This is a genomic window from Salinibacter sp., assembly GCF_042218895.1.
Lineage (GTDB): Bacteria > Bacteroidota > Rhodothermia > Rhodothermales > Salinibacteraceae > Salinibacter.
The window spans coordinates 3531-27067 of the sequence record NZ_JBDGQQ010000033.1 but is presented as its reverse complement, the minus strand read 5'-3'; the positions used below and the strand labels follow the sequence as shown (position 1 = coordinate 27067).

General features: G+C 64.6%; 21 protein-coding genes. 18 read left to right on the top strand and 3 right to left on the bottom strand.

The genetic code is table 11. The features are described from left to right. The first annotated feature begins 325 nt into the window (after nucleotides 1-325). Together ABEL04_RS03670 and ABEL04_RS03665 are read left to right on the top strand one after the other, a co-directional pair. Nucleotides 326-2638 (top strand): TonB-dependent receptor domain-containing protein, encoded by a 2313-nt coding sequence (locus ABEL04_RS03670; RefSeq protein ID WP_375801032.1) that lies wholly within the window; start codon nucleotides 326-328, stop codon nucleotides 2636-2638. A gap of 68 nt (nucleotides 2639-2706) precedes the next feature. Next, a complete protein-coding gene (locus tag ABEL04_RS03665; RefSeq protein WP_375801031.1) occupies nucleotides 2707-3636 on the top strand; it encodes a DUF4249 family protein in 930 nt (309 codons plus the stop codon). Between the two features lie 66 nt (nucleotides 3637-3702). Here ABEL04_RS03665 and ABEL04_RS03660 read toward each other — a convergent pair whose 3' ends face one another. Next, the gene (locus ABEL04_RS03660; protein WP_375801030.1) at nucleotides 3703-4515 is read right to left on the bottom strand and encodes a hypothetical protein; all 813 of its coding nucleotides are present in this window, start codon (nucleotides 4513-4515) and stop codon (nucleotides 3703-3705) included. A 712-nt stretch (nucleotides 4516-5227) separates the two neighbouring features. Here ABEL04_RS03660 and fabF point away from each other — a divergent pair. The 4 genes from fabF to ABEL04_RS03640 all read left to right on the top strand — a co-directional run bounded on the left by fabF (nucleotide 5228) and on the right by ABEL04_RS03640 (nucleotide 8860). After that, nucleotides 5228-6493, top strand: a complete 1266-nt coding sequence (gene fabF, locus ABEL04_RS03655; RefSeq protein ID WP_375801029.1) for a beta-ketoacyl-ACP synthase II — start codon at nucleotides 5228-5230, stop codon at nucleotides 6491-6493. 33 nt (nucleotides 6494-6526) lie between these two features. Next, nucleotides 6527-6976, top strand: a complete 450-nt coding sequence (locus ABEL04_RS03650; protein WP_375801028.1) for a hotdog fold thioesterase — start codon at nucleotides 6527-6529, stop codon at nucleotides 6974-6976. Nucleotides 6977-7007: 31 nt separating this feature from the next. Continuing rightward, the gene (locus ABEL04_RS03645; protein WP_375801027.1) at nucleotides 7008-7961 is read left to right on the top strand and encodes a ring-cleaving dioxygenase; all 954 of its coding nucleotides are present in this window, start codon (nucleotides 7008-7010) and stop codon (nucleotides 7959-7961) included. 218 nt (nucleotides 7962-8179) lie between these two features. Next, nucleotides 8180-8860, top strand: a complete 681-nt coding sequence (locus tag ABEL04_RS03640; protein WP_375801026.1) for an alpha/beta hydrolase — start codon at nucleotides 8180-8182, stop codon at nucleotides 8858-8860. A 42-nt stretch (nucleotides 8861-8902) separates the two neighbouring features. Here ABEL04_RS03640 and ABEL04_RS03635 read toward each other — a convergent pair whose 3' ends face one another. Continuing rightward, the gene (locus ABEL04_RS03635) at nucleotides 8903-9280 is read right to left on the bottom strand and encodes a hypothetical protein (protein WP_375801025.1); all 378 of its coding nucleotides are present in this window, start codon (nucleotides 9278-9280) and stop codon (nucleotides 8903-8905) included. A gap of 580 nt (nucleotides 9281-9860) precedes the next feature. Between ABEL04_RS03635 and ABEL04_RS03630 the strand changes: the two genes are divergently transcribed. After that, nucleotides 9861-11258 carry an alpha/beta hydrolase family protein gene (locus ABEL04_RS03630; RefSeq protein ID WP_375801024.1) on the top strand — a complete coding sequence of 466 codons (1398 nt, stop codon included), beginning with the start codon at nucleotides 9861-9863 and terminating at the stop codon, nucleotides 11256-11258. A 91-nt stretch (nucleotides 11259-11349) separates the two neighbouring features. Here the strand turns inward: ABEL04_RS03630 and ABEL04_RS03625 are convergent, their stop codons facing one another. Next, nucleotides 11350-12969, bottom strand: a complete 1620-nt coding sequence (locus tag ABEL04_RS03625; RefSeq protein ID WP_375801023.1) for a sodium:solute symporter — start codon at nucleotides 12967-12969, stop codon at nucleotides 11350-11352. 512 nt (nucleotides 12970-13481) lie between these two features. On the opposite strand from ABEL04_RS03625, the gene ABEL04_RS03620 reads away from it, so the two are divergent. From ABEL04_RS03620 to ABEL04_RS03570, 11 genes are all read left to right on the top strand, one after another. After that, a complete protein-coding gene (locus tag ABEL04_RS03620; protein WP_375801022.1) occupies nucleotides 13482-14081 on the top strand; it encodes a carboxymuconolactone decarboxylase family protein in 600 nt (199 codons plus the stop codon). A gap of 173 nt (nucleotides 14082-14254) precedes the next feature. Next, nucleotides 14255-15160, top strand: coding sequence for an RNA polymerase sigma-70 factor (locus ABEL04_RS03615; RefSeq protein ID WP_375801021.1), 906 nt, complete (start codon nucleotides 14255-14257; stop codon nucleotides 15158-15160). Nucleotides 15161-15609: 449 nt separating this feature from the next. Continuing rightward, complete coding sequence (locus ABEL04_RS03610; RefSeq protein ID WP_375801020.1) at nucleotides 15610-15966, top strand: heavy-metal-associated domain-containing protein; 357 nt, start codon at nucleotides 15610-15612, stop codon at nucleotides 15964-15966. A gap of 44 nt (nucleotides 15967-16010) precedes the next feature. Continuing rightward, nucleotides 16011-16928 carry a transporter gene (locus tag ABEL04_RS03605; protein WP_375801019.1) on the top strand — a complete coding sequence of 306 codons (918 nt, stop codon included), beginning with the start codon at nucleotides 16011-16013 and terminating at the stop codon, nucleotides 16926-16928. Nucleotides 16929-16932: 4 nt separating this feature from the next. Beyond that, nucleotides 16933-17892 (top strand): 6-bladed beta-propeller, encoded by a 960-nt coding sequence (locus tag ABEL04_RS03600; protein ID WP_375801018.1) that lies wholly within the window; start codon nucleotides 16933-16935, stop codon nucleotides 17890-17892. 112 nt (nucleotides 17893-18004) lie between these two features. After that, entirely contained in the window at nucleotides 18005-18445 is a 441-nt protein-coding gene (gene zntR / locus ABEL04_RS03595; protein ID WP_375801017.1) for a Zn(2+)-responsive transcriptional regulator, read from the top strand. Nucleotides 18446-18508: 63 nt separating this feature from the next. After that, nucleotides 18509-19168 carry a mercuric transporter MerT family protein gene (locus tag ABEL04_RS03590; RefSeq protein WP_375801016.1) on the top strand — a complete coding sequence of 220 codons (660 nt, stop codon included), beginning with the start codon at nucleotides 18509-18511 and terminating at the stop codon, nucleotides 19166-19168. Between the two features lie 3 nt (nucleotides 19169-19171). Next, nucleotides 19172-19399 (top strand): GDCCVxC domain-containing (seleno)protein, encoded by a 228-nt coding sequence (locus ABEL04_RS03585; protein WP_375801015.1) that lies wholly within the window; start codon nucleotides 19172-19174, stop codon nucleotides 19397-19399. A 157-nt stretch (nucleotides 19400-19556) separates the two neighbouring features. Further along, the gene (locus ABEL04_RS03580; protein WP_375801014.1) at nucleotides 19557-20249 is read left to right on the top strand and encodes an SDR family oxidoreductase; all 693 of its coding nucleotides are present in this window, start codon (nucleotides 19557-19559) and stop codon (nucleotides 20247-20249) included. Between the two features lie 413 nt (nucleotides 20250-20662). Continuing rightward, nucleotides 20663-22723: an alpha-glucan family phosphorylase gene (gene glgP / locus ABEL04_RS03575; RefSeq protein WP_375801013.1), complete on the top strand. Its 2061-nt coding sequence runs from the start codon at nucleotides 20663-20665 to the stop codon at nucleotides 22721-22723. Nucleotides 22724-22872: 149 nt separating this feature from the next. After that, nucleotides 22873-23265, top strand: coding sequence for a VOC family protein (locus tag ABEL04_RS03570; RefSeq protein WP_375801012.1), 393 nt, complete (start codon nucleotides 22873-22875; stop codon nucleotides 23263-23265). Nucleotides 23266-23537 lie beyond the last annotated feature (272 nt).

The window sequence follows — 23537 nt, the reverse complement described above, 5'->3', positions numbered from 1 at the left end:
AAAGGAAGCCGACAAGGAGGAGAAGGGCAACCAAACGATGGGAGACCATGGCCAAGGCCGATCCGGAGCGGCAGCGTTTAACGGGCTCGATGTGTGCACGCCCCCTACGACCCGAACGCTCGCTCGATCCGAACAGGCGAGCGAAAAATGCACCGGATAAGGTAGACACTCGTCATTTTATACGGGCGTTTCGTCGAATAATACGGATGCTCGTCAAAAGGCGAGCATCATACGTCTATTCGGGCCGTTGAGAAGGCATGCAAGATTGATTTGGCCCCGCTCGTCGCTCCTCAAGACTACTAACACTTTCTTCAGCGTAGCTTCCATGAGCCGTATCAGCCAGCCCGTTCTGCTTGCGGGTCTCTACGTACTCTGCATCGCCTTCATGGGCCCACCCGCGGCAGCTCAGGAGAGCGCTAGCCTCAACGGGTACGTGCGCGACGCCAAGACCGGCGAGACGCTACTGCAGGCCAACGTGGTCGTGAAGGATACGCGTCGTGGTGCCGCCACTAACAACTCGGGCTACTACACAATTCAGGACCTGGCGCCCGGCACCTACACGATCGTCTTCTCCTATCTCGGCTACAGAACACGCACAGAAAAGGTCACGCTGGAAGCGGGAGAAACCCGTCGTCTCGACGTGGAGCTTCCCCGGAAAGACCTGCAGACGGACGAGGTCGTGGTGACGGGCACGCGGGGGACAACTGACCAGGAAGTCGGGGTGGACAAACTGCAAACAGCCTCTATCACACAGCTCCCTTCGGTGTTGGAGCCCGATGTCTTCCGGTCGCTCGCGCTGCTCCCCGGCATCACGACGGCATCCGACTACTCCAGCAGCTTGTACATCCGGGGCGGTAGTCCGGCCCAGACCCTCATCCAACTCGACCGCACGACGGTCTACAACCCGACGCACTTCTTCGGCTTCTACTCGTCCTTCAATCCCGACGCCATCAAAGACGTGAAGGTCTACAAAGGGGGGTACCCCGCCGAGTATGGAGGGCGGCTCGGGAGCGTGATCGACATCTATAACAAGGACGGAAACCGTCAGGAAACCACTGGGGGCCTCCATCTTGGTCTCCTTGCGTCGCGCTCCTACATCGAAGGCCCGTACGGCACGGGAGCGGACGGCGACCCAGCCGGCTCCTACATGATTGCCGTGCGGCGGTCGACGCTCGAACCGGTGCTCGCGGCACTAAATGACATAGAGGGCGTGCCCGAAAGCTTTCATTTCTACGACATCAATGGAAAGATCAGTTACGACGCAGGGCCCAACGACAAACTCTCCCTTTCCGGCTACGGCGGACGGGACCAGCTCAATCTCGACCTGGGCAACGGGGGGCAATCGGACGTTCAATACGGAAACCGCACGCTCAGTGCCGAGTGGTCCCACATCTTTTCCGACCAAGTATTCTCGACCGTTTCGGTCGCAGGCTCACGCTACGAAAGCACGCCGGAGTTCGAATTTGGGGGCACGCGCTTCACGCAGACGAACGAGGTGACCGACGTGTCGCTGAAGGCCGATCTCGACTACACGCCCGGCGAGCAGCACTCCATCGAGGCCGGCCTGCGCGCGAGCACCCTCACGTTTAGACTGCGAAACACATTTGACGGTGAGGAAACCTTCGAGCAAAACCTCCGGGGCCAGAAGGCCGCGCTGTACCTGAAAGATACCTACGAGCCGCTGGAGTCCTTGACGCTGCGGGGAGGCCTCCGGGCGGCGTACTTTTCGGAGGGCTCGTTCTGGCGGCTCTCGCCCCGCTTCTCGGTGAAGTACGATGTCATGCCGTCCGTTCGACTCGAGGCTGCGTACGGCCGGTATCATCAGTTCCTGACGCTGGAGACGAGCCAGCTCTTCACGGCGTTCGACACGTGGCTGATGGCCGACAAGGGCGTGCCCCCGTCCTACGGTGACCAGTTCATCCTTGGTGCCAACGCCGACCTTGGGGGTAACTGGCAGCTGGAAGTAGAGGGATACGCACGCACGATGCGCGATCTGTTCGAGCGGGACCCGTTTCTTTCCGATCAGGCCGGCGTTCCGTACGCCGAGCAGTTCCACTTCGGCGAAGGGCGAGCCTACGGGGGCGAGCTTCTGCTCCGTCGTCCCGAAGGACGGCTGAACGGGTTCCTGAGCTACACGCTCGGCCGCACTGAACGGAAATTTCCGAATATCAACCTCTCCGAAACGGGAAGACCGCAGTACTATCCCCCCAACTACGACCGCACTCACACTCTGACGCTTGCCGCCAACTATCACCTCACTAAGAAGTGGCGGCTGTCGAGCACGTTCGAATACGCGACCGGACAGGCGTACACGCGGCCGAAGCTGCGCTACAGAGTCGTTGACAGCCCATTTCCCTTCAGCCCCGGCACCTCGGAATCGGGCAGCAACGTGTTCGTGAGTCCCTTCAACAACGCTCGCCTTCCGGCGTACCACCGGCTCGATCTCGGCATTGCCCGCACAGGGCGTTTCTTCGGCATCGCCGACTACGAGCTACAGTTCCAGGTCGTGAATGCCTATGCCCGGCGCAATATCTGGTTTTACCAGTACGACACGCAGGGCGAGGAGCCCGTCACGCGCACTGTAGTGCCACAGATTCCAGTTCCCATTCCGAATATTTCGTTCTCGCTAACGTTCTGATCGACCGGCCCCCCCACTCCAAACCTCAACCCACGGACCATTTCTCTCGAACGAGCCCACCCCCTTCAATGTCTCCGGTCCCCGCTCGGATCGCTGTTCTGTTCGCCGCCGTCTTGCTCGCCATGGGCTGCGATACGACCTCGACGAGGCCTGAGTCCCAGGTCGTCGTAGAGGCGTACCTGCAGGCCGGAGCGCCGATGGAAACCATCCGGCTTACGCGCAGCGTGCCGACGGATGCGGCATACGACCCGACCGACAATGCCGTGCGCAACGCAGACGTCTCGGTTCGTCGCCTCGGGGCGGAAGGAACCCCGGTAGAAACGTACAATTTCGAGGAGAAACAGCCCGGCGTGTACACTCCGGTCGGCCCCGCCCACGTTCGTCCCCAAGCGACATACAAACTGGTGGCGACGACCGCGGGGGGAACCGAGGTTACGGCGACGACAACTGTGCCCGACACCATTGGGGTGGTACGCGTCGAGAACCAGCAGGCCGTGTATCAGGGGGCCAACCAACCCGCCCTTACCGTCACTCCCCCTCGGAGCGCGCGGGAGGGACAGAGCATTCTAGTCCTGACGACGACCTCGCTCCTCGACTTCGAAGACACGCCTGCCAAGGAGCTGCGCGCACAGCTAACGCCCCCGTACGCCAGCAACTACGACGCCGAGGAAGACACCCTCACGGCGCTCCGTGTCACATCCTCCGGCCTGCTCAACGAAGAGAACTTCGAACGTGTCCAGAATGACGGCATCAGGGTTCAACTCCCCTGGCTGTCCGTCGCCTTCTTCGGCCCGAACGAGGTGGCCGTTCACGTCGTCGACGACAACCTTTACGACTTCATTCGGAGCCAGCAGCTGCAGCAGGGTGGATTCGGCAGTGGTGGGTTCGGCCCCGGAACCATCCCGAACGTCATCGAGCACGTGAACGGGGGGACGGGAATCTTTGGTGGCTACGCACGGGCCCACCGCCGCGTGGAGATCCAGCGGCCCGGTGAGTAGGACCGCAATCTCCAGGTCTCAGGCAGGCGACGGAGGGCCTAAGTCCACCGGTTTTGAGGGCACCACTCAGCGGGCGCCTTCCGCCTGTGCCTGCACGCGCTCCCCGATATAGCCTCCCACGAGGGACGCAATGATGCCGATGATGAGCACGAGAACCATCCGGCCGTAGGTCAGAATTCTCGTCTCTCCTTGAAGCGAGAGGACAAACACATCGATCAGGAGAACGAGCGTGATGAGGCCTGCAATGGCCGCCTCGTACGAGGTGTCGCCCGGAGATCGGAAGGCGCACACGTACCCGGTCGCTTGCAAACCAAGGAAGACGATAAAGAGCATGATCCAGGCGTTGCCCGGCTTCAGTGCCGCAAAGGGCCCTGCCAGAAGCCCGAGGAGCCAGATCACAGCGTTGATCAGGAACAGGCTGATGGCAAACCCAAGAATCGTTCCGGTCATAATCCACCCCCAGGCCAGGGTCGGCTCTCCGGATCCGGCGTACGTCCGTTGGAGGGTTTCTCCGGCCCAGGCGCCTCCGAAGGTCAGAATGAGGCCGTTCAGGAAAGAGATCACCATGACGTACGTGAAGCTCCCATCATTTACGAGAGGGTCGAACGCCTTGAGGCCGAGGGCATCGATGATGAAGTAGGCCGCAACGGCTACCAAGACAGCCGCCAGGGCGGGCTCCATTACTGTTTCTCCTTCGCTGAGGTACCCGTACCCGATCCCAGCGAGAATAAAGCCGGATACCATCGCAAGGAGGGGGAAGACGGGCGCGCCCAGTGTTCCTCCGTTCATCCACGTGAAGAGGACGACGAATACCACACCGATGGCGAAGGACCCGACGATGGCCTTGGGGTCGAAGCGAAAAGCGGAGCGAGTAGGCATTGCTGTTCGAAGATCGGCTCGTGAAGAGTCAGAGCGATGAGGGACGCGGTGCTTCGTCTGCAAGGAGGGAACGGCGGCTCGATTCGGGCATCCCCGTCGTCCGGCTCGTAGCCCTGTTGAGGGGAGGCCAGGAGCGTGCCGCACCCGGTTGGCTTGTAAGCGACCGGGTCGCTGAGTCCACGCGTCTCAAGGTTCTGTCCGAGTGAGGAGTGCACCACTGTCGAGTATACGTGTCCCCAATATAAGAAGGCAAATCGTAGAAGAAAGTCCCTGAACGAAGAACATGCGTTACGCTGTCGTTCGGACGCCGTGAGCTCGCCCTGCATGGGCGGTGGCGGAAACCCTCGAGAACTCCTGACGATCTGCTGCGAGGGTGGTCGCCCGGCAGCGCCCCTGGCTTGTGCCAGCGCCCACTGTGAGACCGATGGAGAGCAGCGCTCGGAAAAGACGCCGCTCTTTTCACTTGGTTAAATCCGCGTGACCACGGCGGAACCCCTTGTTTCGGAGCGGGCGGGACGCTACACTGCATGGGTCCAACCTCACTGGTGACGCCGCGGACACCGTGCCCTGGCGGAGACATAGGTTCGTCCGGGGCGTGCAACGAGGGGACGCGTTCCCCGTTCGATGCCGCTCCGAGCATGCACTGAACTGGTCGAAGAGCTCGGACCTCGTCCTGTGCTAGCACCATCTGCGGATCAGTTTCCTCGTCTTCATGGCTTCCACCGCTCCTGACCGCCGCGTTGTTGTCACTGGTCTTGGCGCCCTGACGCCGCTCGGTCACTCCGTCGCCGAGTTCTGGGACCGCCTTCTGAACGGCGAGAGTGGGGCCGGGCCGATCACGAAGTTCGACGCGTCCGATGTCCGGACCAAGATCGCCTGCGAAGTCTCTGGGTTCGACCCGACCGACTACATGGACGAGAAGCTAGCCCGGCACCAGGATCCGTTCAGCCAGTACGCCCTCGCCGTGGCTCAGCAGGCCTTCGACGACGCGGAGCTCGACACCGACGAGCTCGACCCGGAAACTCGGGACGAGATCGGTGTCATCTTCGGCACGGGCGTCGGTGGGAGCAACCTATTCGTCGACTCTGTCCTGGACCTCGAGGAGAACGGCGCGCGTCACATCTCCCCCTTCTTTGTGCCCATGATGATCAGCAACATGGCCGCTGGCCTCGTGGCCATGGAGCACACGCTGCGAGGACCGAATCACTGTGTCGTGAGCGCGTGCGCGACCGGCAACGACGCCATTACCGACGGGCTTCTTCTCCTGCGGCAGGGCCATGCCCGAGCCATACTTGCGGGCGGGACGGAGGCCTCGATCAACGAGCTGTGCGTCGGGGGCTTTGCCTCGATGCGGGCCCTCTCCACGCGGAACGACGAGCCGACGCGGGCCAGCCGCCCGTTCGACGTGGATCGGGATGGGTTCGTCCCGGCGGAAGGGGCCGGTGCCCTGATGCTGGAAACGCTGGAGCATGCTCGGGAGCGAGACGCTCCCATCTACGCTGAGGTGGCTGGGGTTGGCAAGTCGAACGACGCGCACCACTACACCGCCCCCGACCCGGACGGCCGAGGCGCCGCCCTCGCCATGGAGAAGGCCCTCGACGACGCCGGCCTGGCCCCGACGGACGTACAACACATCAACATGCACGCGACCTCCACCCCCGTCGGCGACGTCATCGAGTCCGACGCCGTGAAGCAGGTGTTCGGGGATCACGCCTACGATCTCAACATATCCGCGACGAAAAGCATGACGGGGCACATGCTCGGGGCGGCCGGGACGGCCGAGGCCATCGCCACCATCCTCGCCATCCGGGACGGTCGCGTTCCGCCAACCATCAACCACGAGACGCCCGACGAAGACTGCGATCTCAACTACACGCCGAACGAGCCCGCAGAGCGGGAGGTCACGGCGGCCCTCACCAACGCCTTCGGCTTCGGGGGGCACAACACGACGATTGCCCTCACGGCCTTCGAAGAGTGATCAGGGCGTACGGTAGTCCCCTACAATCTTCCCATGCCCCCCTCCTCTTCGCACGACGATGATTCGGACGGGGCACCACTGCCTGAGGACCTGGGGGGTGTGGCTCAGCTCCTGGGCATCGAGGTTCAGGAAGCTGGGCCCGAGCGCGTGGTGGCTACCATGCCGGTAACCTCTGACCACCATCAGCCGTTCGGCGTGCTGCACGGAGGCGTGAGCGTCGTCCTTGCCGAAAGCGCGGCCAGCATCGGGGGACACCTGGCGACGCCGCCGGACCGCACCGCCGTTGGGGTAGAGGTGAACGCCAATCACGTGCGTCCAGTGCGCGACGGGCGGCTTGCGGCCACGGCCACGTCCCTCCACACCGGCCGCACCACGCAGGTGTGGGCCGTCAAGATCCGGGACGAGGCCGACCACCTCGTGTGCGCCAGCCGTTGTACACTCGCCGTCGTCGAGCGTACCGACGACCCCCCCTCCGCCGCGTAGATGCGTGTCCGTTCGGTGATGCCTCCGTCCCATGCCTGACGCTACCCTTCCTGGAGTCCACCACGTTACGGCCCTCTCCGGAGACGCCCAGGACAATCTCGACTTCTACGCCGGAGTCCTTGGTCTGCACCGGGTCAAAACGACTGTCAACTTCGACGATCCGACCACGCACCATCTCTACTACGGTGACGCCACTGGCCGACCGGGCACGGTTCTGACGTTCTTCCCCTGGCCTCAGGCCGCGAATGGGCGGCCCGGAGCCGGCATGGCTCAAGCCGTCGCGTTTGCCGTTCCCAACGGATCGCTCGCGGACTGGCGGGTCCGTCTCGCCGACCGAGGCATCGACGTCGAGGCTGGGGAGCGGCTGGGCGATCCGTTCCTCCACGTTTCTGGTCCGGACGGGCTCAAAATTGAGCTGGTGCCCACTCCCGACTCGGCCGACGCTGCGCCCTGGACCGACGGACCCGTCCCGCCGAATCTGGCAATCCGGGGCTTTCACGCCCCCACACTGCCGGTCTTCGCCGATGATCGGACCGTCGAGCTCTTTACGGATGTGTTCGGCTGGTCGCGGAGCGGCACGGACGGGGATCGCCTGCGCGTACAGGGGCCAGGCACGGGAGTCGGGACCGCGGTTGACCTGCTCGTGCGAGACCGCCATCCGTCCGGACGGATGGGGCAGGGCACGGTGCATCACGTTGCCTTTCGGGCGCCGGACGCCGACGCACAGGCCACCTGGCAGGCTGCTCTGCGTGAACGGGGGCTCCAGGTGTCCGACGTCAAGGATCGGCAGTACTTCCAAGCCATCTACTTCCGCGATCCAGACTGGACGTCGGGCCTGCTCTTCGAAATCGCGACGGAGGGGCCGGGCGTTCTCATCGACGAGCCCGAGGCAGACCTCGGGGCAAACCTCCAGTTGCCATCCTGGCTCGAAGACCGCAGGGACGAGCTGGAGCGGATCCTGCCTTCCCTCACCCCACCCACGTAGCGCAGCGTCAGCGTCCTCGAACACACCCCCGAATCTCCGGTTACGGCCCATCATTCCAGGCGGAGACGAGATTGCTCTCCTCCGAGGCCGTTCTCGGAATATGTCTCGGTGCCGCTCGAAGGAGCCGGCCGGAGAGCTGACGGGGCGTGCGCCCCGAAATTGCGAATGCTCCAACACCGAGACCCCCGTGCTCTACGACTGATTTCGCTTCCGCTCCCATGTCTTCCTCCGCGGACGACCCACACCGAGGCCAGCCAGTGCTCGAAGAAGGCGTAGCGCTTGAGGACGCGCAGGTCGCTGTGGTCCTTCTGCACGGCCGTGGGGCGTCGGCCCAGGGCATGCTGGATCTTGCCGACGAACTATCGGTGCCGGGTGTAGCGTATCGCGCCCCCCAGGCTGCCATGCGCTCATGGTACCCCCAGTCCTTCATGGCCCCTGCCGAGCAGAACGAACCGGAACTCACCTCTGCCCTCCAGACCGTTGCCGACGTAGTCGAGACCATCGAGGCGGCCGGCCCTGGGCCGGAGCGGACGGTCCTACTCGGCTTTTCCCAGGGGGCCTGTCTGGCAACCGAGTACGCAGCCCGCAACCCTCAGCGCTACGGGGGAGTGGTCGGCCTCAGCGGAGGCCTCATCGGCCCCGAAGAGGCGCCTCTCAGCTACGAAGGCTTCCTGGACGGCACGCCCGTCTTCCTCGGATGCAGCCATCAGGACCCGTACATCCCCCTGGAGCGGGTGCGCGAAACGGCCGAGGTGTTCCGGGGAATGGGGGCTGCGGTCACCATGCGAGCCTACGAAGGCCTGGGCCACACGACGAACGACGATGAGCTTCAGCACATCCGGGCTTTGCTTCGGCGGTGCGCCGATGATGAGGCTTCGCCCTCTGGGTCCCCAATGTGATACGCCTCGCCCCCAGTTCGCTCCTCTTCCCGCCATAATCCGCTACCGCCCCGTATCCCCGGTCTCGTGCAGGCGCGGTTCCAAGTGGCGCATCCCGTTGAGTCTGTCCCTCATTCGCACCAGCCGATCCACGGCTCGGAGAAGGTCGGCTCGTAGGAACGGATGCCGGAGCGCCCGGTCGGCCCACTCCGCCGGAAAGCGCCTCTCCCGTAGCTTTAGAACTGGGGGGGACTTCGCATCCTGGAGAGCGAGCCTCAATGTCTCATTCCCCTGGGCCGTCACCTGCCCGATGACCAGTCCCTGTGGGGGACAATGCTTGAGGTGCTGTACGGCACTACTCCCGTCAGACACTACGGCGACCTGATACGCCCTCTGCAGACTTGTCCGGAGAAAGGACTGAAGGTCGGGGGTGCGCTCCACGACGAGGAGTGACGGTGAGGAGGGTGACTGACGTTCCCCATCTCCCTGGCCATGAACGGGATGCTTCGTTCTCGTCACGGGGCGGTTCGTGCTCAGGTTTCGGGGCAGTGCCGCTTTCCTTACTCCAGCGTCTCGCTGTCGGGCCGTGCCCGGCGGCGGGAGTACAAAAGAGGCTAAAATCTACTGATCCCGCCCGATCGTCGCTTGCAGAAAAGACGTGATCTGGTGCAGAAAACCGTCGCGTACGGGATAGGCCGCCTGCACCTGTTCGCGACGTGGAGAACAGCGTCCCTCAGCGCGTCCCGTCGGACCGTCCTCCGGAGAGGCCCGGTTCGGCGCCCGCCTTGCGAGACAGGGGCCGACGAAGGTGAAGCTGTGAGAAGGCCTCGGTAGGAGCGGTTCGTTCGGGGGCAGTGGGGACCAGCAGCTGCCGGGGAAAATCGAGGGGACTTCCCACGAGGGCGTGTGCCGACTCTTCTCTGGGTACCAGCCTTGGGCCCGTATCACACGGTGCCTCGTAACATGTCCAGCGTGCGCCCCGTCTTCATGTCCGAGTTTTTTCCCACACTTCTCCCGTCCCATGGACATTTGGAATCGCTGCCTTCTCGTCACCTGCATCGTAGGGCTCATGTTTCCGTTGACGGGAGCGGCGCAGAACGTCCCTCTCGGGTCGTGGTCGGGCACCCTGAAGGCTGGCGGCACCGAACTTCGTCTCGTCTTCCACATCAAGCGTGGCGACGATGGGGGGCTGACGGCGACGATGGACAGTCCCGACCAGGGAGCGACCGGCATCCCGGTGTCGGACGTAACGGCGACAGCGGACCGTGTCGTGCTCACCGTCGCCCAAATCGGTGGGACGTACGAGGGAACGCTCACGTCCGATGGCTCAAAGATTGAGGGGACGTGGACACAGAACGGACGGTCGTTTCCGCTCACGCTCACACCCGCCGACGAGACGAGCGCGAAATCCCCGTCCCGTCCACAGCACCCAGAGCCGCCATACCCGTACATACAGGACACCGTCGCTTTCCAGAACGAATCGGCCGGCATCACGCTGGCGGGCACCCTCACGCGCCCCCAGGGCGAGGGGCCCCACCCCGCTGTGGTGCTCATCTCCGGCTCCGGCCCGCAGAACCGGAACTCCAGGGTGTTCAACCACAAGCTCTTCCTCGTGCTGGCCGACCACCTGACGCGCCAGGGCATCGCTGTTCTCCGCTATGATGAGCGTGGGGTTGGCGACTCGGAGGGCACCTACGAGGGGGCCACGTCCGAGGACCTTGCCCGGGATGTGGCGGCCGCCGCCCGCTTCCTAGAGGCCCGTCCCATGATCGATTCCAGCGAGGTGGGACTGCTAGGCATGAGTGAGGGGGGACTCCTCGCTCCTATGGTGCACACCCGGCTGGAAGCGGTGGACTTTCTTGTGCTGATGGCCGGACCTAGCGTGCCTGGGAGTAAGATCCTGGTCGAACAGAGAGCGAAAATCGCTGCGGCGAAGGGGGCGCCCTCCGCCACCGTCGACTCCCTCCGCCGCGTACAGCGCCGCGTGATGAAGATCATTCGCACGGCTCCCGACTCCGCCGCCGTCGCGGAGAAGCTCCGACCGATTCTCAGGAAGCAGGGAGCGACCGCCAAACAAATCCAGTCGCAGATTGAGGAGGTGACAAGTCCCTGGCTTCGGTACTTCGTCCAGCACGATCCGGCCCCTGCGCTGCGCCAGGTCAACGTGCCCGTACTAGCCCTCTACGGGAGCAAGGACCTGCAGGTCCCGCCCGGGCAGAACGCGGGTCCGATGCGCGAAGCCCTCCGGCAGAGTCCGAGCGACGACGCGACAGTGCGCGTGCTCGAGGGGCTCAACCATCTCTTTCAGCCCGCCGAGACTGGCCTGCCAAGTCAGTACGCGCAGATCGACACGACGATGGCCCCCAGGGCTCTGAACACCGTTTCGGAATGGATCCGGGAACAGGCGCCTGTGCGGTAGACATCCCCAGCCGATCCTACGGGAGCGGCAAGGGGCTTCCCGTGGCGCGCGATCATCCAGGGAACAGAGCATGAAGACTACAGCCGCACCACTACGTGACAGGGGTGGCCTCCCGCTCCTCTTTCTCCTGTTCTTTCAGTTGCTGATTGAGCTCGTACATCTCCCGGCGGCCCGAGTAGTAGTCGCCGTCGTAGCGGGCGAGCACCCGGTCGCTCGGCGGTGTGCCAAACGCGATGCCGACGAAGATGCCGATGATGGACAGCGCCAGCCCGATCACCCCGTAGGCCAGGCCCGAGTTGGTGAGCCATGCCGGCAGCCAGCCCAGCATCTCGTACTTGCCGAGGGCAAAGAACAGGAAGATCCCGACCGTGCCGAAGATAATGGCCAGGTACGCCGAGAGGGTCGTCGGCTTCTTGGAGAAGGCGCTGAACGTGGCCACGGCCGTCGTCGCCGAGATGAGCGCGCTCGACAGAAAGTACATGTCGAACAGCCCCGGAAACGCGAACGCCCACAGCAGCGAGATGCCGATGAAGCCGGCCGTCACGGCCCGGCCGGTATTGAGGCGGACCTGTCCGCTCACATCGTACCGCTCAAAGACGAGCGGCTCCAGCACGTCCTTCGTCAGGTTCATGGCGCACACGTTCACGTACGTGTCGACCGACGAGAGCGCCATCCCCATCAGCGCCACGATAAGCGCCCCGGCGATGATTGGGTTGCTGAACAGCTCCGTGATCATCGACGAGAAGATGAAGTAGCCGAAGCTGCCGACCTCGCTGGGAATTTCGCCGCCGACGGGCGGAAAGATGACCAGCGCCGCCACGGCGATGAGGGTGGGCATGAGGACGACGATGACGACGTTGAACGTCACGTTCCACCACATGCCTTTCTGCGCCTCCGTCTCGCTGGAGGTCGCCATCACGCGCTGCCACGCCCCCTGCAGGGTGATGAAGCCCGGCGTGTAGATGAGGACCGCCGCAAACATGTAGGAGTAGCCCGGCGAGTCCCAGTCCCAGAAGTGATCAGCGTAAATGGGTGGCGTCTCGTTGATCTGAGAGACGATCTGGCCGAACCCGCCCGAGATGGAAGCCGCCTCCACGATGCCAAATACTGAGAGGACGACCAGCATGATGGCCGCGCAGATGAACTGAATCAGGTCTGTGCGCAGGACGGAGCGGAAGCCCCCCATGGTCACGTAGATGCCGAACGTGATACTCACAATGATCGCCATTGTGACGATGCCCACCTCCAGCGGCTTTGACAGGACGGCACTCAGCACGTAGATCTCGGCCGCCAGCCACGTCAGGTACGCGAAGCTCTGGACAGGCCCGAGGAGCGTCTGCGTCACGCGGTCGAATCGGAAGCGCAGGATCTCGGGAATCGAGACGCCCGGAAACCGCCGGAACAGCTTGGGCACAAACAGGAGCCCGATGGTGCAGAGGATCCAGGGGATCGTGAAGATCCAGATGGCGCCCAGCCCGTAGACGTACCACAGGTACATCTGCCACGTCATCCAGCCCAGCAGAAGCCACCCGGCCGCCAGGGAGGCAGCAGTCCACCAGCCCGGAACGGTGCCCTCTCCGATCCAGAAGTCGAACGCCCGCTCGCCCCGGTCGTCCACGCCCCGTAGCCCGATAAACTGATAGGCCCCGATGGCTACCATGCCCGCCAAGAATGCCCCCGCGAAGATCCAGTAGATGACCAGTTCGCTCATCCGTCGGAAGATCGATGTCGTTACAGAGAACTCGTGTTCATCCCAGTTGCGGACAATTGATGCGCGTGCTTCATCCACACAGGCCGAGCGAGGAGCAGATCCTCTCGACCTCCGGTTCTCGGCCGCAGAATTTCGCGAAGAGCCAGCCGGCTCCAGTCAAGATCCCGGCGTCCTTTGCTCATCAGAAGTATGTGCGCAGTACATTGTCACAACTGGCGTCCGGTTGTGGTTTTCGGTCGCACGTGCACGTTCCTACAGAGGCAGTGAAGCCTCCACGGCTACACGGTAACATTTAAGCATATGGGTTCTTTCGATGAGTGGCTACCGCCGAACCCGGACTGAGCGCATGTAATTCCGGGTTTGTTGTTATTCGTAGGTAATTGTGTCGCAACTGCCGCCCAGCCCGTAGACTGCCGTGAAGACCCCGGAAAGCCAGTGGGAGTCCATCACGTCCTTTCGCCGCCCGTCGTCGCATGGACGCGCGATCATTCGAACCAGCCGTACATCGATTCATGGAGACGCTTCAGACCGACACTGCTCCGACCAACAACGACGACCGCTCAGCCGAGGCCGGGTCGACGCCTCGGCTCGCCCCCATCGAGAATCCGGACTCCTGGCGGGTCTGGCTCGCCTACAAAATCATGGAGTGGACGGAGGGCACAGTCATCACCCCGACGATGGTGATGCAGGCTCGCCTCCCCGAGAGCCTTCGGCAGGCCTACGAGACCCAAAAGCTGGAGGAGAACCTGTCGCTGTCACCGGCCCTGCGTCTCCTCCTGAAGCGATACGTGGCGTTCCTGAACGGGTGTGCGTTCTGTATCGACATGGCGGAGGCGGATGCGGAGGACCGCGGCGTAGACGTCGACAAACTGCGCAAGGTCGCCGACTACGAGGCCAGCGATCGGTTTTCGGCGGCCGAACGGGCGGCCCTCGCCCACGCGGAGGCGGTCACCGAAGACGTACACGTCGACGACGCTACGTTCGAGACTTTGCGGGACCCCTTCTCAGAGCGAGAAATCGTGGAGGTCACGTGGCTGTGCGCCGCGGAGAACTACTGGAACCGCATCAGCGCCCCCCTCAACATCGGCTCGGACGGCCTCTGTTCGGTGTGATGCGTTCCCTCCGCCAAATGTCCAAACGGTCTCCGTTCGTGAAAGCCACTCGTCATGGAAGTCGCGTTGAATGGTGGAGCGTCAAACGTTGTAGATAAGACGGAGCTTCGAAATGGGACGCCCTTTTAAAACACGTTCCAGTTAGAGGCAGAATCGCCGCCTTCCCTGGAGTTATGTCCGTACCCGTGCCTGATGCCTCGACGTTCGAAGCGCACCGGGAGCGCCTCCAGCGGCTGGCGTATGGCATGCTCGGTCGCGTCTCCGCGGCGGAGGACGTGGTGCAGGACGCCTACCTGCGCTGGCGCGACGTCGACGCCGAGACGGTAGACGACCCCGAGGCCTACCTGTCGACGATCGTCACGCGGCTGTGTCTCGACGAGCTCACGTCGGCCCGGGCCGAGCGGGAGCAGTACACCGGGCCCTGGCTCCCGGAGCCCGTCGTGACGCCGGAGGACCGTCCCGACGCGAACGTGGAACGGGAGCACGACCTCTCTTTCGCTCTGCTGGTGCTGTTGGAGCGACTCCGCCCCATCGAGCGGGCCGTGTACGTGCTCCGGGAGGCCTTTGGCCGCCCCTACGCCGAAATTGCGCGCCGCGTGGATCGGACCGAGGCGCACTGCCGCAAGATTGCGCAGCGGGCCCGGGCTCGGATCGAGGAAGACGCGTCTTCCGTCGATGCCCCGCCGGAGGCTCATGCTTCGCTTCGGAATCGCTTCGTGGAGGCCTTCCGGCAGCGCGATCCGGAGGCACTGGCGGAGGTGTTGGCCGGCGATGTCACGCACGTCACCGACGGCGGCGACATCCCTGAGGCCGCCAAGTGCCCCATCGAAGGGCTCGATCGGGTGACGCGCTTCTACCGCAAGATCGCCCCGGACGCGGACGAAGACATCGAGGTACGCCCGGTCCGCGTCAACGGGCGCCCCGGCCTGCTCGCCCTACAGGACGACCGCGTCCACAGCGTCTGGGGGTTCCGCGTCGCCAACGGACAGATTCAGGAGGTCTACACCGTCATGAATCCCGAGAAGCTCCGGGCGCTTGCGGACCCGCTCGTATCGGGAAACGGGACCGAGGAGCGATGAATCGGGGGGGCATCGTCGCTCGCCGCCGCTGAATTGCTGGAAAGCTACTCCCAAATGTAACAAAACTGTGTGTAGCAGAAACTCTGTACCATGCTACAGCCCATAGAGGTCTTCGCCGTTGAACCGTGGGTATCGCCTCCTGCCGCCTTCATGCCGAGAACCGAGACCCAGCACGGCCGCCAGCGCGGGACTCCTCATACGTACAGGCGATTCATTTCGAGCATTATGTGCCGTGACGCACGTGGTCCCGGATAAGACCGGGCCATTGATCAAAAGGACCCCCACCGTCCGGGACCACGTGTCGATCGGCGATGCTAAGACGACGCTCCCGTTCGGGCCGCCATGGCGAACTCTTCACCGACACGATCCGCAGCGTCGGCCCACCGCTGCGTGGAGCACCGGACGTTGCCTGACCGTCGACTACTCACATTCACGCACTCGCTCCTCCCATGACTGTCCGACTGCCGACCGCTGTCTTCGTCGCTCTCCTCCTCGCCGGAACGACGCTCGCGCCCATGGCGCAGGCCCAGGATCGAGGCGACGGGGTCAACAATCCCGACGCTGAGGTCTACGTCGACGGCCTGGCCTGCCCCTTCTGCGCCTACGGGCTGGAGAAGAAGTTGAAAGACCTCGACGCCATCCGGAAGATGGAGGTCCAGCTCGAGAAGGGGCGCGTCCTTCTTGCCTTCAAGGAGGAGAAGACTCTCACGAAGGACGAAATCCAGCAGGCGGTGAAGAAAGCGGGCTTCACGGCGCGAAAGATTGAGTTTCCGGACGGGGCATCCTCCGAGCGTCCGTCTTCGTAGTATCCCGGCCCCTCGCCACTGTGAGAATATCCTGATTTGCCCCCGTGCCCCTGCCTCGACGGCTGTTGTACAGCGTCTTCGGAGGACTGCTGACCGTCCTGCTCACGGCCGCCCCGGCCGCCGCGCAGATCACGACGAACACGGCCCTGCCTGTCACCGACGACCGCGGGCGGCTCCGCGTGCAGTCGAAGGTGCTTCGGTCCACTGGCAGCGGCCCAGCGGATCGTGATGTGGTTGCCTATGCCTTCCCAGTGGTGGGCGCCTACGGGCTGACGTCGGAGTGGGCCGTCTTCGGCGTCCTACCGATCCTGGACAAGAACCTCGACGCCACGGTCCCGCAGGGTCCCCGGAAGGGAGAGCGGGTCGAGCGCGGCCCGACGGGGATCGGGGACGCGCGCCTCTTTGCCCGCTACACGGTGTGGGCCCGCGACCGGGCCGGGCAGACCCAGCGCCTCGCGCCGCTGGCGGGCGTCGAGATGCCGACCGGCCCCGACGATGCGACCGACGAGCTGGGCCGCCTGCCCCCACCCCTCCAGCTTGGCTCCGGCTCGTGGGACCCGTTTGCCGGGCTCGTGTTCACCTGGCAGACGCTCCGGTGGCAGGTCGACGTGTCGCCGGTCTATCAGGCCAACACCGAGTCGAACAATTTCGAGTTTGGCGACGAGGCGCGCCTGGACGTGGCGTCGAAGTATCGGCTGTGGACGAACGAGGGCGACGGGGGCCTCGGCTTCCTCTACGGGAACCTGGAGACGAATCTGATCTGGCAGGGAAAAAACGAGATTCAGGGGCAGGACGACCCCGACTCGGGGGGGACGACGTGGCTCCTCGCGCCGGGCCTGCAGTACGTGACCCGCCAGTTCGTCGTCGAAGGGGCCGTCCAGCTTCCCGCCCTGCAGGACCGAAATGGGACGGCCCTCGAACGCGAGTTCATCGCCACGTTGAGCCTTCGCATCAACCTTTGACGCCGTGTCCGATCCTTACGCATCTAGAATCGTCCTGGGACTCGCCGTCGCGGCCCTCCTGGGGGTCGGCTGTCAGTCCTCGCCCCAGACTGGCCCCGCGTACTCGTTTGTCCGGGCCTGGGGCGAGTCGGGGAGCGAGCTCGGCCAGCTGCAGGAGCCAATCGGGGTTGCGATTGCGGGCGGAGAGGTCTTCGTGAGCGAGGCCGGGAATCGTCGCGTTCAGGTCTTCGATCCTGCAGGGACGGCCACACGGCAGATCGGCCCGTCGCTCGCAGGTGGCGACACGCTGCGCCGCCCGATGCACATCGCCGCCACGGACTCGGCCCTCTACGTGCCAGACTTCAACACCGACCGCGTTCACGTCCTTTCGCTGGAGGGCAACCCGAAGCGCTCGCTCGATGCGTCCGGGCTTGAGAACGGCGTCGATGCACCCGCTGGCGTCGGCGTCGACGCGGCGGGACGCCTTTACGTCGCCGACTTCTACCACCATCGCGTGCTCCGCGTCCAGCCGGATGGCCCGCTGGACCGGCAGTGGGGAGTGACCGACTCGACCGGCACGGGGCCGAAACGCTTCACCTATCCGACCGACGTGGCCCCGCTATCGGATGGTGGCTTCGTCGTAGCGGACGCCTACAACCACCGGATCAAACGCTACGACGCGGGTGGCTCGCTCGCCTGGATGCGCCCGACGGATCAGACCTGGGCCGACTCGACGAAAGGTACTTTCAACGTGGCGACGGCGGTCGCGACGGGCCCCGACGGACACATTTTCGTGGCCGACTTCTACAACCACCGCGTCCAGGAATTCACGCCGGACGGACAGTTCGTGCGAGCGTTCGGGGAGAAGGGAGCCGGGGAGGGACAGTTCGAGCGCCCGGTCGACGTGGCCGTCGACACGGAGGGCCGCCTGTACGTCGTCGACCTCGGCAACGACCGGATCCAGGTATTCACCCCCGACTCGTGATCGGTGCATCAGTCCCATTCCCGAACGACTCCACGGACCATATCTGGGCTCCCTCTTTCACCCATTCCCCCTTCCCTCCTACCCTTCCCCATTCCCCAAACCCATGGACGGCATGACCCGCGGTGAGATCGCCGAGAAGGCCGACGTCAACCCCGAAACCCTCCGCTACTACGAGCGGAAGGAGCTCATTCCGAAGCCGCCCCGGTCGGACGGCGGCTTCCGCCTCTACGACGAGAGCTACGTCGACCGGCTCCGCTTCATCCAGCGGGCACAGGACCTTGGCTTCACGCTCGCCGAGATCAAGGACCTCCTGGACCTGCGAGTCGACGACGAGGCGACGTGCCGGGACGTGAAGGCGCAGGCCGAGGACAAGCTCGCGGACGTGGAGGAAAAGATTCGGGACCTGAAGCGAATCCGCAACGCCCTGTCGCGGCTGGCCGACGCGTGCGAGGGACGCGGAGGCCCCACGAGCACATGCCCCATCCTCGACGCGATGGAAGGCGAAGCCGTGCGCGGAACCGTCCTGGACCGCCCTACGGCGACCGGGGAGTAAACCCCCAATGCCTGTCGGCGGCTGCTTCGTTTGTCTCGACGCCAATCAGACCCCAATGTCCATATGAGTAGGCAAGATCCCTCAAACGCAGGAACGAACTGGAGTATCGGGGCGGCGCTCGGGGCCGCCCTCGGCGCGTCGGCCTGCTGTACCGTTCCGCTGGCGCTGGTGAGCCTGGGCGTCGGCGGGGCGTGGATCGGCAGCCTCACGGCGCTGGCGCCCTACCGATGGTTCTTTGTCGCCGGGGCGGTCGGCGCGCTCGGCTACGCGGGGTACAACGAGTGGCGACTCAGCCGGCAGCCGGACTGCGACTGCGAGACGGTCTTTTCCTCCGGCCCCCGCCGCACACTCCTGAGTGTGGGGGCGCTGGCGGTCGTGGCACTCGTCGTGAGCCCGTGGCTCGTGGCCCCGTCGCCGACCGCCGCTACGCAGACGGCCCGCACCGCAGCGATGAAGGCAACCCCGCCCGCGGCCGAAACGTCCTCGTCGACGCCCGCGTCCTACCGACAGGTTGTGCTCAGGGTCGACGGCATGACGTGCAAGACGTGCCCGATCACCGTGCGGAAGGCCCTCGAAGAAGTGCGCGGCGTCTATGGCGCAGAGGCAACCCTTGAGCCTCCGCAGGCCGTCGTTCGCTTCGACCCGGGAAAGACCTCCGTGGAGGCGCTCACGGCGGCCACAAAGACTGTCGGGTTCCCCTCTCAGCTCAACACCGATTCTTGATCCATGCCGGACCCCGTTCTTACCTCGACCGTCACGTGTCCGGAGTGTGGGGCGCGAACCGAGGCGGAGATGCCCACAGACGGCTGCCAGTTCTTTTGGGAGTGCCCGGCCTGCGAATCGACCCTTCGCCCCGAAGAGGGGGACTGTTGTGTCTTCTGTTCGTACGGAAGCGTGCCGTGCCCCCCTGTCCAGAAAGCCTCCGGCGCCGAGTCCGCCCGCTGTAGCGACTAGCATCGATCCACTCGGTCGGTGATCCCCGAACCCCGGAGACGCTCTCGGGGAGACCTCCATCCCCAGTGGCTGAGAATTCCTCCGTTGACCTCAACGCTCCGAGTCGCTACTTTGCGGGAGCAGCGCACTCTCTCAACCATGCCAACCGTTCCGACCCATGCCCACCGTAGCCATTACCGGCGCCGCGGGCGCCATCGGATCCGTCACCGCCGAGGTCTTCGACGACGCCGGCTGGGATCTCGCTCTCATCGATGTCGGCGACGAAAACTGCGCCACCCTGGAGGCCTCGTTCCCCGACGCCCAGGTGCTTGACACTGACCTGACCGACGAGGACGCCACGATGGAGACGTTCGCGACCCTCTGGGACGAGGCAGAGGCGCTCGACGCTGTCCTTGCCCTCGCGGGCGGGTTCGCGATGCAGCAGGCCGTCGAGTCGACGACGGACGACTACCAGCACATGATGGACCTCAACGTCCGCACCCTCTTTAACACGGCCCGGGCCGCCGTGCCGCTCCTCACGCGGGCGGACCACAGCTTTCTGCTCGGGGTCTCTGCCCCGGCGGCGCTGGAGGGCCAGGCCAACGCGGGCCTCTACGGGGCGTCGAAGGGGGCAGTAGCGGCCTACGTCAAGTCGCTGGGGAAGGAGGAGCAGAATGCCGGCCTGCGCACGACGGTGCTCTACCCGATGGGCGTGGTCGACACGCCCGACAACCGCGACGCCATGCCTGACGCCGATCCCTCGGGCTGGGTAGCGCCCCGCCAACTGGCCGATCACATGCTCCACGCGGCCACCCGGAGTCCCCGGGGCCACGTGCCGGAGCTGAAGGTACATGCGACGAGTGCAGGGTAAATCGGGGGGCCCGCCGTCTCTGTGCCGGGCGGCTATCTGAGGATGGGTCCATGAGCCTCCGATCAACGGCTGTGGACGGACCCCGTCGGCATCGGGAGTGGGGAGGAGTGCACGGGCGTCCTTGGGAATTGCGGCGAGTCCGACCTCCCAAGACGACACGTCCCCGGATGGGTCGCACGATTCCATGTCAGACCCACGGTCCTCCTCCTGTCCAGCCGATCCGGAGAGAGGTGAATTTGCCCCTCACCCATTTTGCATGATGCGCCCGGATCGTGATCCCCGTCGGGGCGTTTTCCAGGCCGTGCGGTCTGCACGAAGCCTCGTTTTCTGGAAGAGGCTGCGGCGGGTACATCCGCGGACGCTGTGGGCCGTCGTCGGTTTCTCATCGGTATGTCTGACTGCTCTCTCCTTCTATGTCGTCCAACGGATTAACCACCCGCGACAAGCTCGAATCGCTCGGCATCAACCTGTGGTGGAGCTGGAACCCGGAGGCACGATCGCTCTTCCGCCGCCTCAACCCGACGGTCTACCGGGCGTCCGGAAACAATCCGCGTGCAGCCCTCGCGATGGCCGACGACGACGTGCTCGGCGATCCGGGCTATCAGGACGACGTGGACGCCGTTTACGGGCGCTACCGGGACTACATGGAGCAACCCCTGGTTCAGGACGCCCCTGAGACCGCGTACTTCTGCATGGAGTATGGGCTCCACGAGAGCATTCAGCTCTACTCGGGCGGGCTCGGCGTGCTTGCGGGCGACCACGCAAAGGCTGCGTCCGACCTCCGGCTTCCTTTCACGGCCGTCGGGCTTTTTCTGCGAGAGGGATACTTCGAGCAGTCCTTCGACGCCAACGGCTGGCAGCAGGCCACGTACCCGGTCCTCGATCCGGCCAAGCACCCCGTTTCGCTCGTCTCTGACTCGGACAACGATCCGGTAACCGTGACGGTCCGAGTTGGGACACAGCCCCTCCAGGTTCGGGCCTGGAAGCTGGCGCTCGGCCACACCGACCTGTACCTGCTCGACACCGACTTCGAGGCCAATCCGGAGCCGTACCGCCCGCTCACGCGGCGCCTCTATCAGGGCGGCGATCGGGAGCGCATCCGGCAGGAGATCGTCCTCGGCATCGGGGGGCTTCGCATGCTCCGGGCCCTCGACGTGGCCCCCGACGTGTACCACGCGAACGAAGGCCACTGCGCGTTCCTCATGCTAGAGCTGCTGCGCGAGCGTCTGGCGAACGGAAACGATCGCGCCAGGGCCGAAAACTGGGTGCAGAACCGCTGCGTCTTCACGACGCACACGCCGGTGATGGCCGGCCACGATCACTTCGAACCTGCCCTTTTCACGGAGGCCATGGCGGGCTTCCGGGACGGGATCGGGCTGTCCGACGGGGACCTGCTCCGCTACGGGCGGGTGCACCCGGACGATCCCGATGAGGCATTCACGATGACCATTCTCGGCCTCAAGCTGTCGCGGGCGGCCAACGGGGTTTCTGAGCTCAACGGTCACGTGGCCCGCCAGCAGTGGGCAGATCTCTACCCGGATCGGCCGGTCGACGAGGTGCCGATCGGGGCCATCACCAACGGCGTGCACCTGCCCACCTGGACCGCCGGGCCGGCCCGCGACTTCCTGTCCGACCATCTCGACGACAGCTTCACGGAGCGCCACGACCCGGAGACTTGGGCAGGGCTCGCGGACGTGAACGACGAAACCCTCTGGGCCTACCGGTGCTCGCTCCGTGAGCGTCTGCTCCACTTCATCGAGATGAAGGTGCAGGAGCAGAGTCTGCCGATGCACCCCGATCTCGATCCCGAGGCCCTCACCATCGGCTTTGCTCGCCGGTTTGCTACCTACAAGCGGGCCCCACTCCTTTTTCGGGACCAAGAGCGAGCCCGGGCCCTCTTTACCGATGAGGACCGGCCCCTGCAGCTCATCTACGCGGGCAAAGCCCATCCCGCCGACGACGCCGGCAAACGGTTCATCCAACAAATCTACGAGATCAGCCAGCAGGAGGGCTTCGAGGGAAAGGTGATTTTCCTGGAGGAGTACGACATGGAGATCGGTCGCATGCTCGTCTCCGGCTGCGACGTATGGCTCAACAACCCACGTCGCCCTCTGGAGGCTTCCGGCACGAGCGGGCAGAAGGTGGCCGTCCACGGGGGGCTCAACCTAAGTGTGCTCGACGGCTGGTGGCCTGAGGGCTACAGCGGCAGCAACGGCTGGGCCATTGGGCCGGAGCCGACGGGCGATTATGGCGAAGCCGACCCCGAGGTGCAGGACCAACAGGATGCCGCCGCGCTCTACGGGCAACTGGAGGACGAGGTCATCCCCACCTTTTACGACCGCAACGCAGAGGGCCTCCCCACTGAGTGGATCGCTATGATGCGGGAGGCCATGACGGGGATTCCCGCTCCGTTTAGCGCGAAGCGGATGGTGCTCGACTACGTGGAAGAAATGTACCGAAACGAGACTGAATGAAGAACGCATCGCTTCAGGAGATGAAGAGCCCCCAAGCTGTGAATGCTACCGCAGGTCATCGGAACGAGGGCCGCAGGTGAGACCCTCTGGCGGTGCAGAATGGCGGCGCGGGGGTCCTCATATTCTTCCGCAGTCCCCTCTACTCCCTCATGACGCTTGCCAGCACTGTGATCCTGACCGAGCGGATCGGACGACTCGTCGACTTCTATACCACGCTCCTTCAGCAGGAGCCTACCTGGTATCGTGACGACTACGTAGCCTTCAACTCCTCAGGCTGCACGCTCGCGTTCTTCACCGTGGCGGGCCACGACGAGTACATCCAGCCGGGCGCTGCCGTCGGGGGCGAGAATCGGAGCATGAAGATTGAATTTGAGACCGATGACGTCAACGCCGTCCACGAGCGGTTGCGGGCCAACGATGAGACGTACGACTGGGTGCGAGAACCCCCGGCCGATATGCCGTGGGGCACGCGAATCGTGGTGCTGCGCGATCCAGATGGACACCTCGTAGAGCTCTACACGCCGATCGGCGACGAGGCCTAGGCCGTCTCCCTGGTGAGCCGGCACCTGCGTCCCGCGGTCGTCGAACGAAGCCATCCACTCGGGGAGAGGTCCCGGCCGGACACACGCCAGCGACGCAGCCAGAACAGCGCTCGATGGGAAGCGCCGCTGCTCAGGGCGGGTACGTCTCCGGGGGCAGTGGCACGTACGACGCACACCCAGCCGCACAACCCAGCCGCACAACCCAGCCACCGGGGGAATACGGATGCTTCGCTTCGGGTGCGGGTCCCTGGTTGAGGTCCTCAGCCGTGACC